The 14750-nt window shown below is 68.3% G+C and carries 14 protein-coding genes; 2 read left to right on the top strand and 12 right to left on the bottom strand.

What is annotated here, in order from left to right:
• Positions 1-8 precede the first annotated feature (8 nt).
• Positions 9-1433, top strand: coding sequence for an FAD-binding oxidoreductase (locus L880_RS0106040; RefSeq protein ID WP_027474910.1), 1425 nt, complete (start codon positions 9-11; stop codon positions 1431-1433).
• 16 nt (positions 1434-1449) lie between these two features.
• Here the strand turns inward: L880_RS0106040 and L880_RS0106035 are convergent, their stop codons facing one another.
• From L880_RS0106035 to mnmG, 11 genes are all read right to left on the bottom strand, one after another.
• Positions 1450-1779 (bottom strand): helix-turn-helix domain-containing transcriptional regulator, encoded by a 330-nt coding sequence (locus tag L880_RS0106035; protein WP_027474909.1) that lies wholly within the window; start codon positions 1777-1779, stop codon positions 1450-1452.
• Positions 1760-2140 carry a type II toxin-antitoxin system RelE/ParE family toxin gene (locus L880_RS0106030; protein WP_273421040.1) on the bottom strand — a complete coding sequence of 127 codons (381 nt, stop codon included), beginning with the start codon at positions 2138-2140 and terminating at the stop codon, positions 1760-1762. Before L880_RS0106030 ends, L880_RS0106035 begins: the two co-directional genes overlap by 20 nt.
• Before the next feature lie 186 nt (positions 2141-2326).
• Positions 2327-2623: a hypothetical protein gene (locus tag L880_RS0106025; RefSeq protein ID WP_027474907.1), complete on the bottom strand. Its 297-nt coding sequence runs from the start codon at positions 2621-2623 to the stop codon at positions 2327-2329.
• A 242-nt stretch (positions 2624-2865) separates the two neighbouring features.
• The gene (locus tag L880_RS34260) at positions 2866-3954 is read right to left on the bottom strand and encodes an alginate lyase family protein (protein ID WP_051443102.1); all 1089 of its coding nucleotides are present in this window, start codon (positions 3952-3954) and stop codon (positions 2866-2868) included.
• Between the two features lie 92 nt (positions 3955-4046).
• Positions 4047-4802, bottom strand: a complete 756-nt coding sequence (locus L880_RS0106015) for a class I SAM-dependent methyltransferase (protein WP_051443101.1) — start codon at positions 4800-4802, stop codon at positions 4047-4049.
• Positions 4803-4806: 4 nt separating this feature from the next.
• The gene (locus L880_RS0106010; RefSeq protein ID WP_027474905.1) at positions 4807-5748 is read right to left on the bottom strand and encodes a ParB/RepB/Spo0J family partition protein; all 942 of its coding nucleotides are present in this window, start codon (positions 5746-5748) and stop codon (positions 4807-4809) included.
• Positions 5749-5788: 40 nt separating this feature from the next.
• Complete coding sequence (locus L880_RS0106005) at positions 5789-6340, bottom strand: RBBP9/YdeN family alpha/beta hydrolase (protein ID WP_027474904.1); 552 nt, start codon at positions 6338-6340, stop codon at positions 5789-5791.
• 17 nt (positions 6341-6357) lie between these two features.
• A complete protein-coding gene (locus L880_RS0106000) occupies positions 6358-7128 on the bottom strand; it encodes a ParA family protein (protein ID WP_027474903.1) in 771 nt (256 codons plus the stop codon).
• Between the two features lie 27 nt (positions 7129-7155).
• Positions 7156-7770 (bottom strand): LysE family transporter, encoded by a 615-nt coding sequence (locus tag L880_RS0105995; RefSeq protein ID WP_027474902.1) that lies wholly within the window; start codon positions 7768-7770, stop codon positions 7156-7158.
• An 84-nt stretch (positions 7771-7854) separates the two neighbouring features.
• Complete coding sequence (rsmG, locus tag L880_RS0105990; protein ID WP_027474901.1) at positions 7855-8511, bottom strand: 16S rRNA (guanine(527)-N(7))-methyltransferase RsmG; 657 nt, start codon at positions 8509-8511, stop codon at positions 7855-7857.
• Positions 8508-10505, bottom strand: coding sequence for a tRNA uridine-5-carboxymethylaminomethyl(34) synthesis enzyme MnmG (gene mnmG, locus L880_RS0105985; RefSeq protein ID WP_027474900.1), 1998 nt, complete (start codon positions 10503-10505; stop codon positions 8508-8510). Before mnmG ends, rsmG begins: the two co-directional genes overlap by 4 nt.
• Positions 10506-10722: 217 nt before the next feature.
• Here mnmG and L880_RS34845 point away from each other — a divergent pair, with 217 nt between their 5' ends.
• Positions 10723-11007: a YkgJ family cysteine cluster protein gene (locus L880_RS34845; RefSeq protein WP_245614975.1), complete on the top strand. Its 285-nt coding sequence runs from the start codon at positions 10723-10725 to the stop codon at positions 11005-11007.
• 19 nt (positions 11008-11026) lie between these two features.
• On the opposite strand, the gene L880_RS34255 is transcribed toward L880_RS34845, so the two are convergent.
• Positions 11027-14749, bottom strand: coding sequence for a PAS domain-containing hybrid sensor histidine kinase/response regulator (locus L880_RS34255; protein WP_051443100.1), 3723 nt, complete (start codon positions 14747-14749; stop codon positions 11027-11029).
• Position 14750 lies beyond the last annotated feature (1 nt).

Below are 14750 nucleotides of genomic sequence, written 5' to 3'. Positions count from 1 at the left end.
GAGACACCATGAACGCCCCCACAGCCCCCTTGCACCTGCTGCCCGAAGTGCAGCAACGCGATGTGCCCGCCGCCCTGATCGATGCCCTCAAGGCCCGCTTCGGCGAGCAATGCAGCACCGCCCTGGTGGTGCGTGAGCAGCACGGCCGCGACGAGTCCTCGTTCCAGGTGCCGCCGCCGGCCGCCGTGGTGTTCGCCCAGAGCACCGCCGACGTGGCCGATGCCGTGCGCCTGGCCAGCCAGTTCGAGGTGCCGGTGATTCCGTTTGGCGTGGGCTCCTCGCTCGAAGGCCACCTGCTGGCCGTGCAAGGCGGCATCAGCCTGGATGTCAGCCGCATGAACCAGGTGCTCAGCGTGAACGCCGAAGACCTGACCGTGACCGTGCAGCCCGGCATCACCCGCAAGCAGCTCAACGAAGAGATCAAGTCCACCGGCCTGTTCTTCCCCATCGACCCGGGCGCCGACGCCACCATCGGCGGCATGACCGCCACCCGCGCCAGCGGCACCAACGCCGTGCGCTACGGCACCATGCGTGAAAACGTGCTGGCCCTGGAGGTCGTCACCGCCAGCGGCGAGGTGATCCGCACCGGCACCCGCGCCAAGAAGAGCAGCGCCGGCTACGACCTGACCCGGCTGATGGTGGGCAGCGAAGGCACGCTGGGCGTGATCACCGAGATCACCGTGCGCCTGTACCCCCTGCCCGAAGCCGTGTCGGCCGCCATCTGCTCTTTCCCGAGCATCGAAGCGGCGGTGCGCACCACCATCCAGACCATCCAGCTGGGCGTGCCGATTGCCCGCGTCGAGCTGATCGACCACAACACCGTGCGCATGGTCAACCAGTACTCCAAGCTCAGCCTGCGCGAAGAACCCATGCTGCTGATGGAGTTCCACGGCTCACCCACCAGCGTCAAAGAACAGGCTGAAACCGTGCAGGAGATCGCCAGCGAGTTCGGCGGCAACGCCTTCGAATGGGCCAGCACCCCCGAGGAACGCACCCGCCTGTGGACGGCCCGGCACAACGCCTACTTTGCCGCCGTGCAGTCACGCCCGGGCTGCAAGGCCATCTCCACCGACACCTGCGTGCCCATCAGCCGCCTGGCCGACTGCCTGCTCGACTCGGTGACCGAGACCGACGCCAGCGGCATCCCCTACTTCCTGGTGGGCCACGTGGGCGACGGCAACTTCCACTTTGGCTACCTGATCAACCCCGATGACGCCGACGAACGCGCCAAGGCCGAAGAACTGAACCACAAGCTCGTCACCCGGGCGCTGCAACTGGGCGGCACCTGCACCGGCGAGCACGGTGTGGGCCTGCACAAGATGGGCTTTCTGCTCGACGAAACCGGCGCCGGCGCGGTCGACATGATGCGCACCATCAAACGCGCCCTCGACCCCAAGAACATCCTGAACCCGGGCAAGATCTTCGCGCTTTGAAAAAACGCCGCAGGCCTCACGCCGGCTCGGCGTTGGCATCCAGCGAAGGGCTTGATGCCAGCGGCTGCACCGCCAGCCGCAAGCCCAGTGCTTTCAGGATGACCAGCAAGCTGCTGAGCGCCGGGTTGCCACTGGGCGACAGGGTGCGGTAAAGCTGGGTGGGGTTCAGCCGGGCCTGTTGCGCCAGCGCGGACACCCCGCCCAAGGCCTGGGCGAGTTGACGCAGCACCACCAACAGCTCTGCTTGATCGCCATCTTCCAGGATGCTGTTGATGACCTCCAGGGCCAGGGCCGGATCGGACCGGTACAACTCGACCATGGCATCGTCATGGGGTCTGTTTTTCATCATCTGTTCTCCGTTGCCAATCCGTCCACGCCGTGACGGCTCTTTCGATGTCGGCCGGCTGGCTTCGCTTGGTGCCACCACCCAGCAACAAAACCATCGATCCAGGCCGTGCGTAGTAGATCCGGTAGCCTTGCCCCACATCCACCCGCAACTCCCAGACGCCGTCACGACAAAACTTGTGGTCGCCGAAGAGGCCCCGCTCCAACTGGCCCACCCGTCGAATGACAGCCACTTTGGCCCGGACATCGCGCATTCCACGCAGCCACTCCAGGTACAGATCGCGGTGGCTCCCTGCTGTGAGGTAGTGCGCAATGGATCGGGGCAAATTCTCGTTTATGAACGAATTTTGATCAACAGACACAGAGCACCTCGGCTGGACGGGGTCTGTTGATCCTCGTTTTTGCCATGCAGCGGGTCGAGTGCATCCATCGGGACATCAGGCCCTCCCAACCTGATCGGAGCGCCATGAAAAAACCCCGCCTGGCTCGCGCCGGGCGGGGTTTTTGTGCGCCCTGGCGATTCAGGGCAGCTGAACTGAACGCGTGGATCAGTAGGTCAGTTCGCCGTGCGGCAGCAGGCCGGCGCGGTTGGCGGCGGCGGCCGCCTGGCGCACTTCCTGGCGGGTGATGGCGGACTTCACGGCCGGCAGCACCTGCGAGTTGGTGTCCACGTCGGCGGCATGGCGGGCGGCGGCCACGGCCTGGGTCTTCACTTCGGCGCGGCTGTATTGCGACACCACGTCGGCGCGCTGGTTGTATTCGGCCAGGCCTTCGGCAAAGCTGGGTGCGGCGGCCACGAAGGCAGAGGCGGCAATCAGGGCGGAGGCGATCAGTTGGCGGTTCATGATGATGTTTCCTTTCAAAGTGGATGGACTTCCGGGCAGGGCGGAGGCCTTGAGGGGCGCCGTCTTGTCCAGCTCGGTGAGTCTTTGCAGAGGTGTCTGGCTCATCGATGGGATGAACTTTATAGGGTTAACACCAACAATAAAACATCGTCATGAGCAAATGGCTATTCCATATTTAGAAACAATCAAGGCGGAACTTTGCCTGCCCCGGCTGGCAAGCCCCGCGCTCAGCGCTCCCGGGCTTAGCGCTCTTCAGGCAGGTTGTTGAGCAGCAGGCGCAGCCGCACACCGGCCGGGCTGTGCTGGCGCCCGGACCCCATGCCGAGCGGGGTGAGGCCGGGTTGCCAGGCCTCGATCAGGGCCTGCAGTGGCTGCAGCTGAGCCGCCTCCACCGTCTGGCCGCGCAGCTCCGGGTACCGGCTGGGGTTCTGCGTGCGGGCCAGCAGCCAGGCCACGCTGCGCGCCATCGAGGCGCCGGCCGGGGTGCCCCAGTGGTACAGGTCGTCGCCACTTTCACGCAGCGCCAGGGCCAGCGTGAGCAGGGGGCGCAAGGCGTCCACCTGGTCGGCGAGGCGGCCGCTCTGGCGGTAGTCCAGGCTCTCGCCCGTGGGCAACAACGCGTCCATCAGCTGCTGTTGCAAGCCGCGTCGGGCCGATTCGACCAGGGTGGCATCGCCCAGGGCCCAGCCGATCAGGCCGATGCTGCACAGGCGGTGGCTGTTGCGGCGGTCGAGGGCGTCGGGCCGGTCCAGCTGCCGGTCGCCCTGCTGGGCCAGGGCATGGGCCTGCCACCAGGCATCCAGGCGGGCCCGATCCGGCGCGCCCAGGTGGGGGCGCAACAGGCGGTAGGCCCACATGGCGGGCTCGAGCCAGCGCAGGGCCAGAGGCTGGGCCACCGGGCCCAGGCTGCGCGCCCAGGGGCGCAGCAGCTCCAGTGCGCGCTCCCGGTAGGCCGCCTGGCCGTTGAGCGTGTACAGAAAGGCCAGGGCCTGCAGCTGTTCGAACTCGCCCAGGCTGTCGGCCACACGGCGTGGCGGTGCCTCGCCCTGCCAGTGTGGCTCGGCAGGCAGGTGGGCCAAGGCGTGCGGGGGCTGGCTCCAGCCGCGCGCCAGCAACTGGTACTGGGCCTTCATGACGGCCTGCACCTCGGGCGACTGCGGGGCGCGCTCGCGCAGCCGTTGCCAGTGCCGCTCCGGGGGCCACCACAGCGCGGGCGGCGGGGCCTGGTCAGAGCGCTCCTGGGCCCACAGCGCGCGGGTAGGTAGCCCGCCGATCACGCAGGCCAGCAGGGCCCGGCGGTGGCGGCTTGGAAGGCGGCTGGCGATGTTCATGGTGGGCGCTCCTGGCGCGGGTGGCTGGCAGATGGCCTGCGCCCCATGATAGGCCGCTCAGGGCCCGGCCGAAAGCCGGATCAGAACCCGCTTCAGACCCGGTAGATCCAGACCGGACGCCCATCGGGCGCCATCAGCCGGGCCTGGTGGGGCTGGCCCAGCACCTCGAACTCCAGGCTCACCAGCCAGCTGCCCGGGGCCATCTCGGCCTGGGCCTTGGCGAGGGCCCGCGCCATGCTCTCGGGGCGCTGGAACACATACACCAGCTGGTACGGCGCCCAGGATTCGCGCCAGATGTCGCCGCGCCGCACCTGGGCCCAGGGGCAGCGCAAGGCGCACAGCAGGCGCAGGGGCCAGCTCCACTCCAGGCCATGCAGCGCCGCCTCGGGCCAGGCCCGGCGCAGGGCCCGCAGGCCGTCGCCCAGGCCACAGCCGGCGTCCAGCACCGCGGCACCGGCAGGCAAGGCGATTGCCTGGGGCAGGCCCAGCAAGGCGGCCCGGGGGGTGGGGAAGATCGGCGCATCGCGCCAGGCATTGATCGGGTAGACCAGCAGCACCAGGCCCAGCGGCAGCAGCCACACCCAGCCCGGCAGGGTGATGGCCCCCGACACCAGCAGTGACAAGGGAAAGCCCAGCGCGATCATGAAGCGGCGCCACCAGTTGGGCCCCAGCACGCTGCCCAGGGCCCCCAGGGCCGCGGCACAGCCCAGGGCCACCAGCAGGTCCACCCCGGCCTGTGCCAGCACGGCAAACAGGCCCCAGGCCGCCGCCCACACCAGCAGGGCCGGCAGGGGCCAGGGCAGGCGCAGACGGGCGGCCGGGCGGTGGCCGGGCACAGGGCGGCTCATCGCATCAAGCGCCCGAGGTGCTGCCGCGCAGGCGGTCGATCAGGCCGTTGAGTTCTTCCAGCGAGCCGAACTGGATGGCCAGCTCGCCCATTTCCTCGGTGCGGCCGGCGCGCTTGACGCGCTTTTTCACGCGCACCTCCACGGTGGCGGTCAGCAGGTCGGAGAGTTCTTCTTCCACCCGCTTGAGGTCGCGCGACTTGTCTTTCTTGGCGGGCTTGGGCGAGGTCAGGCTGAACTCGGCGCCGATCTTCTTGACCAGGCCCTCGGACTCGCGCACCGACAGCTTCTTGGCCACGATCTGGTTGGCGGCAGTGATCTGGGTGGCGCGGTCCAGCGACAGCAGCGAGCGCGCATGGCCCATGTCCAGGTCGCCCGCCATCAGCATGGTCTGCACCGGCTCGGCCAGGTTCAGCAGGCGCAGCAGGTTGGAGGCCGCGCTGCGCGAGCGGCCCACCGCCTGGGCGGCCTGCTCGTGGGTCAGGCCGAACTCCTTCACCAGGCGCTGCAGGCCCTGGGCTTCTTCGAGCGGGTTGAGGTCTTCGCGCTGGATGTTCTCGATCAGCGCCATGGCCGCGGCGGCCTCGTCGGGCACCTCGCGGATCAGCACCGGCACGCTGTCCAGGCCGGCCAGGCGCGAGGCGCGGAAGCGGCGCTCGCCGGCAATGATTTCGTACTTGCCGTCGTTCGGGCCGGCGTGCAGGCGGCGCACCAGGATGGGCTGCATGATGCCCTGGGCCTTGATGCTTTCGGCCAGCTCGTACAGCGCGCCCTCGTCCATGCGCGTGCGCGGCTGGTAGACGCCGGGCACCAGCTGGTCCAGCAGCAGGGTGGCGGGCTGGCCGCTGTTGGCCACGGGGGCGCTGCCGTCTGCGGCGGCTTCGTCCACCTTGGGGCCCAGCAGGGCTTCGAGTCCACGGCCCAGGCCCTTGGGTTTCTTGGTCGCCATCTTGGTCAGATCTTTCTTGGAACTTGGATTGCAGGGCCCGTCAAAGCGCCCGAGGAGATTGCAGAGATTGCAGCAAGGCCAGCCCCTCGGGCCAGTCGCCCAGGCCCGATTCGGCGTTCAGGTGCCCGCGCGGGCCGGCGTCCACCAAGCGGCTGCCCCAGGCCTGGGCCAGGCCCTGGGCATGCGCCAGGCTGGCATAGGGGTCGTCGCTGCTGGCCACCAGCACGCTGGCAAAGGGCAGGCGCTGGCGCGCCATCGGGGCCCAGCCGGGCAGCATCACGCGCAGATCGTCGCGCTCCAGCTCGGGCGGGGCCACCAGCAGCGCGCCGCGCACCCGGCCCGTGTTGCGCGAGTGCGCGGCCCAGGCCGCCACCAGCGCACAACCCAGGCTGTGCGCCACCAGGACCACCGGCGCGCTCTGGGCCAGCAGCACCTCTTCGAGGCGGGCATTCCAGTCGCCGCGCAACGGGCGCATCCAGTCGTGCTGCTCCACCCGCACAAAACCGTGCTGCTGCTCCCACAGGGTCTGCCAGTGGCCAGGGCCGCTGTTCTGCCAGCCCGGCAGCAGAAGAACATCTGAAGCCTGAATCATCGAATGCCTCCGGGGGCTCACATGGTTTTGATGCGCTGCACCATTTCTTCGGCAAACTCGACGAAGGCCTGGCTGCCCTTGGCCTGCGGGTCGAACACCACACCCGGCAAGCCGTAGCTGGGGGCCTCGGCCAGGCGCACATTGCGCGGGATCACGGTGTTGAACACCTTGTCGGCAAAGTGGCCCTTGAGCTGCTCGCTCACCTGCTGCTGCAGCGTGATGCGCGGGTCGAACATCACACGCAGCAGGCCGATGATCTGCAGATCCTTGTTGAGGTTGGCATGCACCTGCTTGATGGTGTTGACCAGGTCGGTCAGCCCCTCCAGCGCAAAGTACTCGCACTGCATGGGCACGATCACCCCATGGGCGGCACACAGGCCGTTCAGGGTCAGCATCGACAGCGAGGGCGGGCAGTCGATCAGCATGAAGTCGTAATCGGCATCGACCGCGGCCAGCGCAGTCTTGAGGCGCTTTTCACGCCGCTCCAGCTGCACCAGCTCGACCTCGGCACCGGCCAGCTCGCGGTTGGCGCCCAACACGTCGTAGCCGCAGGTTGCGGAATGCACCTTGGCCTCGGCCACCGAGGCCGATTCGATCAGCACGTCGTACACCGTGAATTCGAGCTGGCGCTTGTCCACGCCCGAGCCCATGGTGGCATTGCCCTGCGGGTCCAGGTCGACCATCAGCACGCGCTGGCCGATCTTGGCCAGGCCGGCAGCCAGGTTGACGGTGGAGGTGGTCTTGCCGACCCCCCCTTTTTGATTGGCGACGCAAAAAATCTTGGCCATGAATTCGTTCTTGTTATGGGGTCTGGGTTATTTGGAAAGGGCCAGCTTCAGGCCAAAGCCGATCAGGAACACGCCGGCCAGCTTTTCCAGCCCACGCGCGATGACGGGGTTGGCGCGCAGGCGTTCGGCCAGAAAGTGCGTCAGCAGCACCACGATCACGCCATAGGCCAGGGTCAGGGCCGCGATGGTGGCCGCCATGACGCCAAAGGTCAGCAGGCCCTGGTGGTGCACCGGGTCGACAAACAGCGGAAAGAAAGCCATGTAGAACACGATGGCCTTGGGGTTGAGCAAGGTGATGGCGGCCGCCTGTTGAAAATACTGGCGCGGCCGGATGTTCAGCACCGGGGCCGATCCGGGCTTGGCCGTGAGCATGCGAAAACCCAGCCAGGCCAGGTAAGCCGCCCCCAACCACTGCACGGCATGGAAAGCCGGCGGCCAGGCGGACAGCAAGGCGGCCACGCCGGCCACGGCCAGCCACATCAGCACCTGGTCACCCGCGATCACGCCCAGGGTGGCGGCCATGCCGCCACGCAGACCACCCTTGCCGGTGGAGGTGATCAGGGCCAGGTTGCCCGGCCCCGGAATCGCCAGGAACAGGACGATGGCTGCCACGAAAGCGCCGTAATCTGCCACACCGAACATGAGTCACTCCTTCACCAACTGAGCGGCCGAGTTTACGCGAGCGCCCTGCCCGCCCGGATGTCAGAACGTGTTGACACCCTCAGATCAGGCCAGCTTCATCCAGATGATGCAACGTTCGGCCTCCAAACCCGGCACGACCAGCTGTTCCACGTGAAACACCTGCACCGTGGCCGGCAGGGCCGCCAGCTCATCCACCGGGTGCTTGGCCTTCATGGCCAGCCAGACACTGCCCTCGCCCAGCGCCGCCTGTGACCAGTTCACAAAATCAGGCAGCGAGGCAAAGGCCCGGCAGCTGACCACGTCGAAGGGGCCGCTCAGGTTCTCGACCCGGGCATGCACACCGCGCAGATTGCCCAGCCGCAGCTCGGCCGCCACCTGCTGCACAAAAGCTGCCTTCTTGGCCACCGTGTCCACGCAGCTGACCGACAGCTCAGGGCAGCAGATGGCAAACACCACCCCGGGCAGGCCGCCGCCCGAACCCACGTCCAGCAACTTGCGGGCCACGCCCTCCCCCAGGCTGGCCAGGTGGCGCCGCAGCGGCGGCACCGCCGCCAGGCTGTCGAGCAGGTGGTGGGTCAGCATCTCGGCCGGATCGCGCACCGAGGTCAGGTTGTAGACCTTGTTCCACTTCTGGATCAGCGCCATGTAGTCGAGCAGGCGACCCACCTGCTGATCGTTCAGAGCCAGGCCCAGGGCTTGCAGGCCGACCCGCAGTTCGGCTTCAAAGGCGCGTGCGCTCATGGGGCCACCACCGTTTCTTCGGCACGGGTGGCCTCGTTGGCAAAGCCCCGGAAGCCGCCCTTCTTCAGGTGGATCATCAGCAGCGAGATGGCCGCGGGGGTCACCCCCGAAATGCGCGAAGCCAGGCCCAGGGTCTCGGGCCGGTGCTTGTTGAGCTTCTGGCGCACCTCGATCGACAGCGCCCCCACCTGCATGTAGTCGAAATCGGGTGGCAGCTTGAGGTTCTCGTAATGGGCCGCGCGCTGCACCTCGTCGCGCTGGCGGTCGATGTAGCCCGAGTACTTGGCCGTGATTTCGATCTGCTCCACCACCGGCTCGTACAACTCGCCCAGGGCTTCGCGCGACACCACCACAGGCTGGGCCTCCGTGGCCACCGGCAGGTACTTGCCGCCGTCCAGCGACATCAGGGCGGCATAGCTCACATCGGGGCGGCGCAGCAGGTCGGCCAGGTTGTATTCGTGCTCGATGGCCTTGCCCAGCACCCGCTCGGACTCGGCCGCCGGCAGATTGCGCGGATTCACCCAGGTGCCACGCAGGCGCTCTGTTTCACGTGAAACAGCTTCCAGCTTGCGGCTGAAGGCGGCCCAGCGGACGTCGTCCACCAGACCCATGCGCCGGCCGGCTTCGGTCAGGCGCATGTCGGCATTGTCTTCACGCAGTTGCAGGCGGAACTCGGCCCGGCTGGTGAACATGCGGTAGGGCTCGGTCACGCCCTTGGTGATCAGGTCGTCCACCAGCACACCCAGGTAGGCCTCGTCGCGGCGCGGCAGCCAGGGCTCGTCGCCACGGCATTGCAGCGCGGCATTGATGCCGGCGAACAGGCCCTGGGCCGCGGCCTCTTCGTAGCCGGTCGTGCCATTGATCTGGCCGGCAAAGAACAGGCCACCGATCTGGCGGGTCTCAAAGCTGCTCTTCAGCGCCCGGGGGTCGAAGTAGTCGTACTCGATGGCATAGCCCGGGCGCAGGATGTGGGCGTTCTCCAGCCCCACCATGCTGCGCACCAGCTCGTACTGGATGTCGAAGGGCAGGCTGGTGCTGATGCCGTTGGGGTAGTACTCGTGGGTGCTGAGGCCCTCGGGCTCCAGAAAGATCTGGTGGCTGTCCTTGTCGGCAAAGCGGTTGATCTTGTCTTCCACGCTGGGGCAGTAGCGCGGGCCCACGCCCTCGATCTTGCCGGTGAACATGGGGCTGCGGTCAAAGCCGCTGCGGATGATCTCGTGCGTGCGCTCGTTGGTGTGGGTGATCCAGCAGGGCATCTGCTGCGGGTGCATGGCCACCGAACCCATGAAGCTGAACACCGGGATGGCCCCCGGCAAGCCGCCGGGCATGCCGTCACCGGGCTGCTCGGTGCACTTGGAGAAGTCGATGCTGCGCCCATCGATGCGCGGCGGCGTGCCGGTCTTGAGGCGGCCCTGGGGCAGCTTCAGTTCCTTGAGGCGCGCCGACAGCGTGACCGCCGGCGGGTCGCCCGCCCGGCCGGCCGAGTAGTTGTTCAGGCCGACGTGGATCTTGCCGTCCAGGAAGGTGCCTGCCGTGAGCACCACCGTGCGCGAGCGAAAGCGGATGCCCACCTGGGTGACGGCGCCCACCACGCGGTCGCCCTCCACCATCAGGTCGTCCACCGCCTGCTGGAACAGCCACAGATTGGGCTGGTTCTCCAGCCGGTGCCGGATCGCCGCCTTGTACAGAATGCGATCGGCCTGGGCCCGGGTGGCGCGCACGGCCGGCCCCTTGGAGCTGTTGAGGATGCGGAACTGGATGCCCGACTCGTCGGTGGCGATGCCCATGGCACCGCCCAGGGCGTCCACCTCTTTCACCAGGTGGCCCTTGCCGATGCCCCCGATCGAGGGGTTGCAACTCATCTGCCCCAGGGTTTCGATGTTGTGCGAGAGCAGCAAGGTCTTGCAGCCCATGCGGGCCGCGGCCAGGGCGGCCTCGGTGCCGGCATGACCGCCGCCAACGACGATGACGTCGAATTCTTGTGGGTAAAGCATGGTGGTGAAATCGGCCCTGTTGAAGCCGCAGACAGAGGTGGCCAAACAAGAAACCGGCGCCGTGGGCGCCAGGCCGGGGGGCCAACGCCCCGGGAGGCGAGATTTTAACGGGCACGCCCTGCCCACGCACCTGCCGTGGCCAAAGACCAGGGCCTGTGGCCCTGGCCCCAGGCGCTCAGCCCTCACAATGTCGCCCATGAATCAGCCCGTGTTTCACGTGAAACCAAGCCCTCCCCCAGCGCAATGCCGCCCCGGCTGCGGCGCCTGCTGCACCGCCCCGTCCATCTCCAGCCCCATCCCGGGCATGCCCCAGGGCAAGCCCGCCGGTGTGCCCTGCATCCAGCTCGACGCGCAGCAGCGCTGCCAGATCTTCGGTCACCCCGACCGCCCTGCCGTGTGCGGCCAGTTGCAACCCAGCCACGACATGTGTCGCGACAGCCGCGAAGCGGCCCTGCAAGGCCTGGCCGAACTCGAAGCGCTGACCCGGCCCGGCAGCCCCTGAATCGCCCCTCACCGGCCGATCAAGCCCCCAGGCGCTGGCGCAACTCCCTCAGCAGAACCAGTGCCGCATCGTGCTCGTAGCGCCGCACGCTCAGCTCCAGGCGCCCGGCCAATTCGGCCGAGACCTGGGCCAGCACCGGCAACAGGGGGCGCAGCAGCTCGTGGGCTTCAAAGCCCGCCTCCGCCAGGGTCAGCTCCAGCGCATCAAGGGCTGCAGGGGCCATCGGTGGTGCCAGCGGCATCGCCTCCCCGAGCGGAGGCGGCTCTTGCACCGGATCCACCGCGGCCTGTGCGAGAGGCAGCCAGCGGGTCAGTGCGGCATACAGTGCCGGTGGGTCCACCGGCTTGGCCACAAAGTCGTTCATGCCCGCGGCCAGGCAGTTCGCACGCACCTCGGCAAAGGCATTGGCCGTCATCGCCACGATGGGCAGGCCGGCACAGCCCGGCAGGGCCCGCAGCTGCCGGGTGGCCTCCAGACCATCCATGCCCGGCATCTGCAGGTCCATCAGCACCAGGTCGGGCAAGGTCGGCAGCCCGGCGCGCACCTGATCCAGCGCGCTCAGGCCCGAATCGGCACAGCTCACCCGCAGGCCGACCGAACTCAGCAGCTCGCAGGCCACATCGCGGTTGATCGGGTTGTCCTCCACCAGCAGAACACGCGCGCCGGCAAACCGATGCTCCGGCCCCTGCCCGGCCACCCACTGCTCGGGAAGGGCCTGCACCGCCTCACGCACCCGGCTGACCAGCAGCAGCAGGCAGTCCAGCAGCGAGGAGTAGGACACCGGCTTTTCCAGCACCACGGGCACCCCCAAGGCAGCCGCTTCGGACCGCAGGTGGGCATCGACGCTGGCGCTGACCAGCAGGCAGGCCGGCCCCTGCCCTGCGGGGTGGGCCGCACGCAGGGCCCGCACCGTGTCCAGGCCATTCAGGCCGGGCATCAACCAGTCGAGCAGCACCAGGGTGTAGGGGTCGCCGGCCTGCTCGGCCTGGGCCACCCGGGCCAGCGCCCGCTGGCCCGAGTCGGCCACATCGGTGCGCAGTCCCAACTGGCTCAGCATGTCGGCCAGCGCCTCGCGCGCCTCGGGCAGGTCGTCCACCAGCAAGGCACGCAAACCGGCCAGCGGCTGCACCGAAGGGATGCTCACGGGGTTCTCGGCCTCCTGCAGCAACACCGTCACCCAGAAGCAGCTGCCCTGCCCCGGCACACTCTCCACCCCGGCCTCCCCCCCCATCAGCTGCACCAGATGGCGCGTGATGGCCAGCCCCAGGCCGGTACCGCCAAAACGCCGCGTGGTCGAGGCATCGGCCTGCTCGAAGGCGCTGAACATGTGGGGCAGGCGGTCGGCCGGGATCCCGATGCCGGTGTCCCGCACCTCGAAGCGCACCCGCAACGCACCGGCCGGCGCACCGGGCTGCAGCCGGGCGCGCAGCAGCACCGAGCCCCGCTCGGTGAACTTCACCGCATTGCTCAGCAGGTTCAGCAGGGCCTGCGACAGGCGGGTCGGGTCACCGCGCAGGGTGCGGGGCAGGTGGTCGGTGTCCAGCACCAGCTCCAGGCCCTTCTCACGCGCCGTCTCCATCACCAGGGCACAGGTGCGCGCCAGCATGGTGTCGAGAGCGAAGTCGATCGATTCCAGGCTCAGCTTGCCGGCCTCGATCTTGGACAGGTCCAGGATGTCGTTGATCAGGCTCAGCAGGTGGCGCGCCGCATCGTCGATCTTGCTCAGTCGCTCACGGGCCGAGGGGTCGCTCAGGTCGCGCCGCAGCAGGTAGGTCAGGCCCATGATGGCGTTCATCGGGGTGCGGATCTCATGGCTCATGTTGGCCAGAAAGGCCCCCTTGGCCCGGGCCGCCGACTCGGCCCGATCGCGCGCCAGCCCCAGCTCTTCGTTGAGCTCCAGCAGGCGCTGCTCGGCCTGCTTGGCGCGGGTGATGTCGGTGGCCAGCACAAAAAAGCCGCGCACCTCACCCTCGCGCCAGTCGGGCGTGTAGTGCAGCTGGGTCACGGCATGCACGCCGCTGGCACTGAGCTCCTCGCGCTCAAAACGCTGCGGCTCACCGGCCAATGCGCCAAACACCTGGCGGTTGAAAGCCTGCAGGCGGGCCGGGCCGAAAATCTCTTCCATGCTGCGGCCTGTCACCTGCTCCTCACGCAGGCCGAACCAGTCGAGGTAGCCCTTGTTGACAAAGCGGCAGCGCAGATCGCGCCCCCAGTAGGCCACGCGGCCCGGGATGTTGTCGGCCACCAGGCGCAGCAACTGCTCGGCCTCGCGCAGGCCGACATTCAACTCGCGCTGGCGCGCTTCGGCGTCTTTCAGGGCCTGCACGTTGGTGGCAAAAAAGTAATAGCCCTGCACCACCCCGTCCTGCCAGTCGGGCAGGCGCTTGACCAGGAAATGGGCCGAGCGCCCGGCCTGCCCCGGCATGTCGTAGTCATCGTTCAGCGTTTCACCTTGCAAAATCCGCTCGATGAAGGGCCGCTGCCGCTGGTAGAAGGCCTCGCCCAGCACCTCGGTCACCGTGCGGCCCAGCACCTGGTCGGCCTGCTGGCCGAACCAGTCCAGGTAGGCCTGGTTGGCAAAGCGCAAACGCAGGCTGCGGTCCCAGTAGGCCACCAGCGCAGGCTGGTTGTCGGTCACGATCTGGGCCCGGGTCTCACTGGCCAGGCGGGCCTGCACCGCCTGCTCCAGGGCCCGGGTGCGGGCCTCAACCAGCACCTCCAGGTGCTCGCGGTGGCGCACCAGTTCGGCCGCCGCGGCCCGGCTTTCGGTCACATCGGTGAACGAAACCAACACCCCTTGCAGGGCCTGGGTGGCCGGGTCGCGCAGGGGCTCGGCATTGACGTTGAGCCACCGCATCGCCCCCTGCACATCGGGGTGCCCGGTCAGGCACTGGTGCACCGCCTGCCCATCGCGCAGCACCCGAGCCAGGGGCAGGTCCTCAGGGGCCAGGATGTTTCCGCCTTCGTCGCGGGCCTGCCAGTCTTTCGGGTTTGGAAAGCGCTGCTGCATGTCCTGCAGCGACAGGCCCAGGATGCGCTCGGCCGAGGGGTTGCAGGTGCGGATGCGGCCGTCGGGTGCGAACACCATCACCCCTTCGGTCAGCGACGACACCATGATGCGGTGCACCAATTCACTGTCGTGCAGGCGCTGCAACAGCCCGCTGCGCGCCCGCTCGGCCCGGTGGATGAGCACGCAGGCCCCCAGCAAAAGCAGCAAGGCGGCCAGCAGACCGGCCTCAAAGGCCCGGTTCAGGCGTTGCGACAAAGCCTCGCTGTCCTGTTGCAACTGCTGGTTCACCGCCGCCACGCCGACATCGAGCTGGTGCAGCATCAGGCGCAGGGCCGTGGCCTGCTGCGGATCAGCCGGCACACCGTTCAAGGCCAGCAACTGGCGACGGAACTCCGCCAGATCGCGCGGCAGTTCAAGCACCCCGGCCCGCTCCAGCACGGGCCCGACGGCCGCTGCGGTGTAGGCGCTCAGGGCCTGTGCCAGCAGGGCCTCACCCCGCGAGCGCTGCCAGGCAGACGCCGGATCATGGGCCAGCATCAGGTGCAGAAAGCCCTGGTGCAGGTCCTCTCCGGCCTGGGCCAGGGCCTGCATCTGCTGCTGCGCGGCCGCCAGGCGTTGCTGCTGATGCCGGTGCAGGCCCGCCAGCAGCAGGCAGATCAACACGACAGCCAGGCCGGCCAGCAAAATCCGCCGGGGAACAGGGTAGCGGGCGGAGGCGGCCGTGATCGTCATG

The organism is Curvibacter gracilis ATCC BAA-807 (genome assembly GCF_000518645.1).
Taxonomy (GTDB): domain Bacteria; phylum Pseudomonadota; class Gammaproteobacteria; order Burkholderiales; family Burkholderiaceae_C; genus Curvibacter; species Curvibacter gracilis.
Note: the sequence above shows the minus strand (reverse complement) of the source record. Positions and strands in the feature narration are given on the sequence as shown.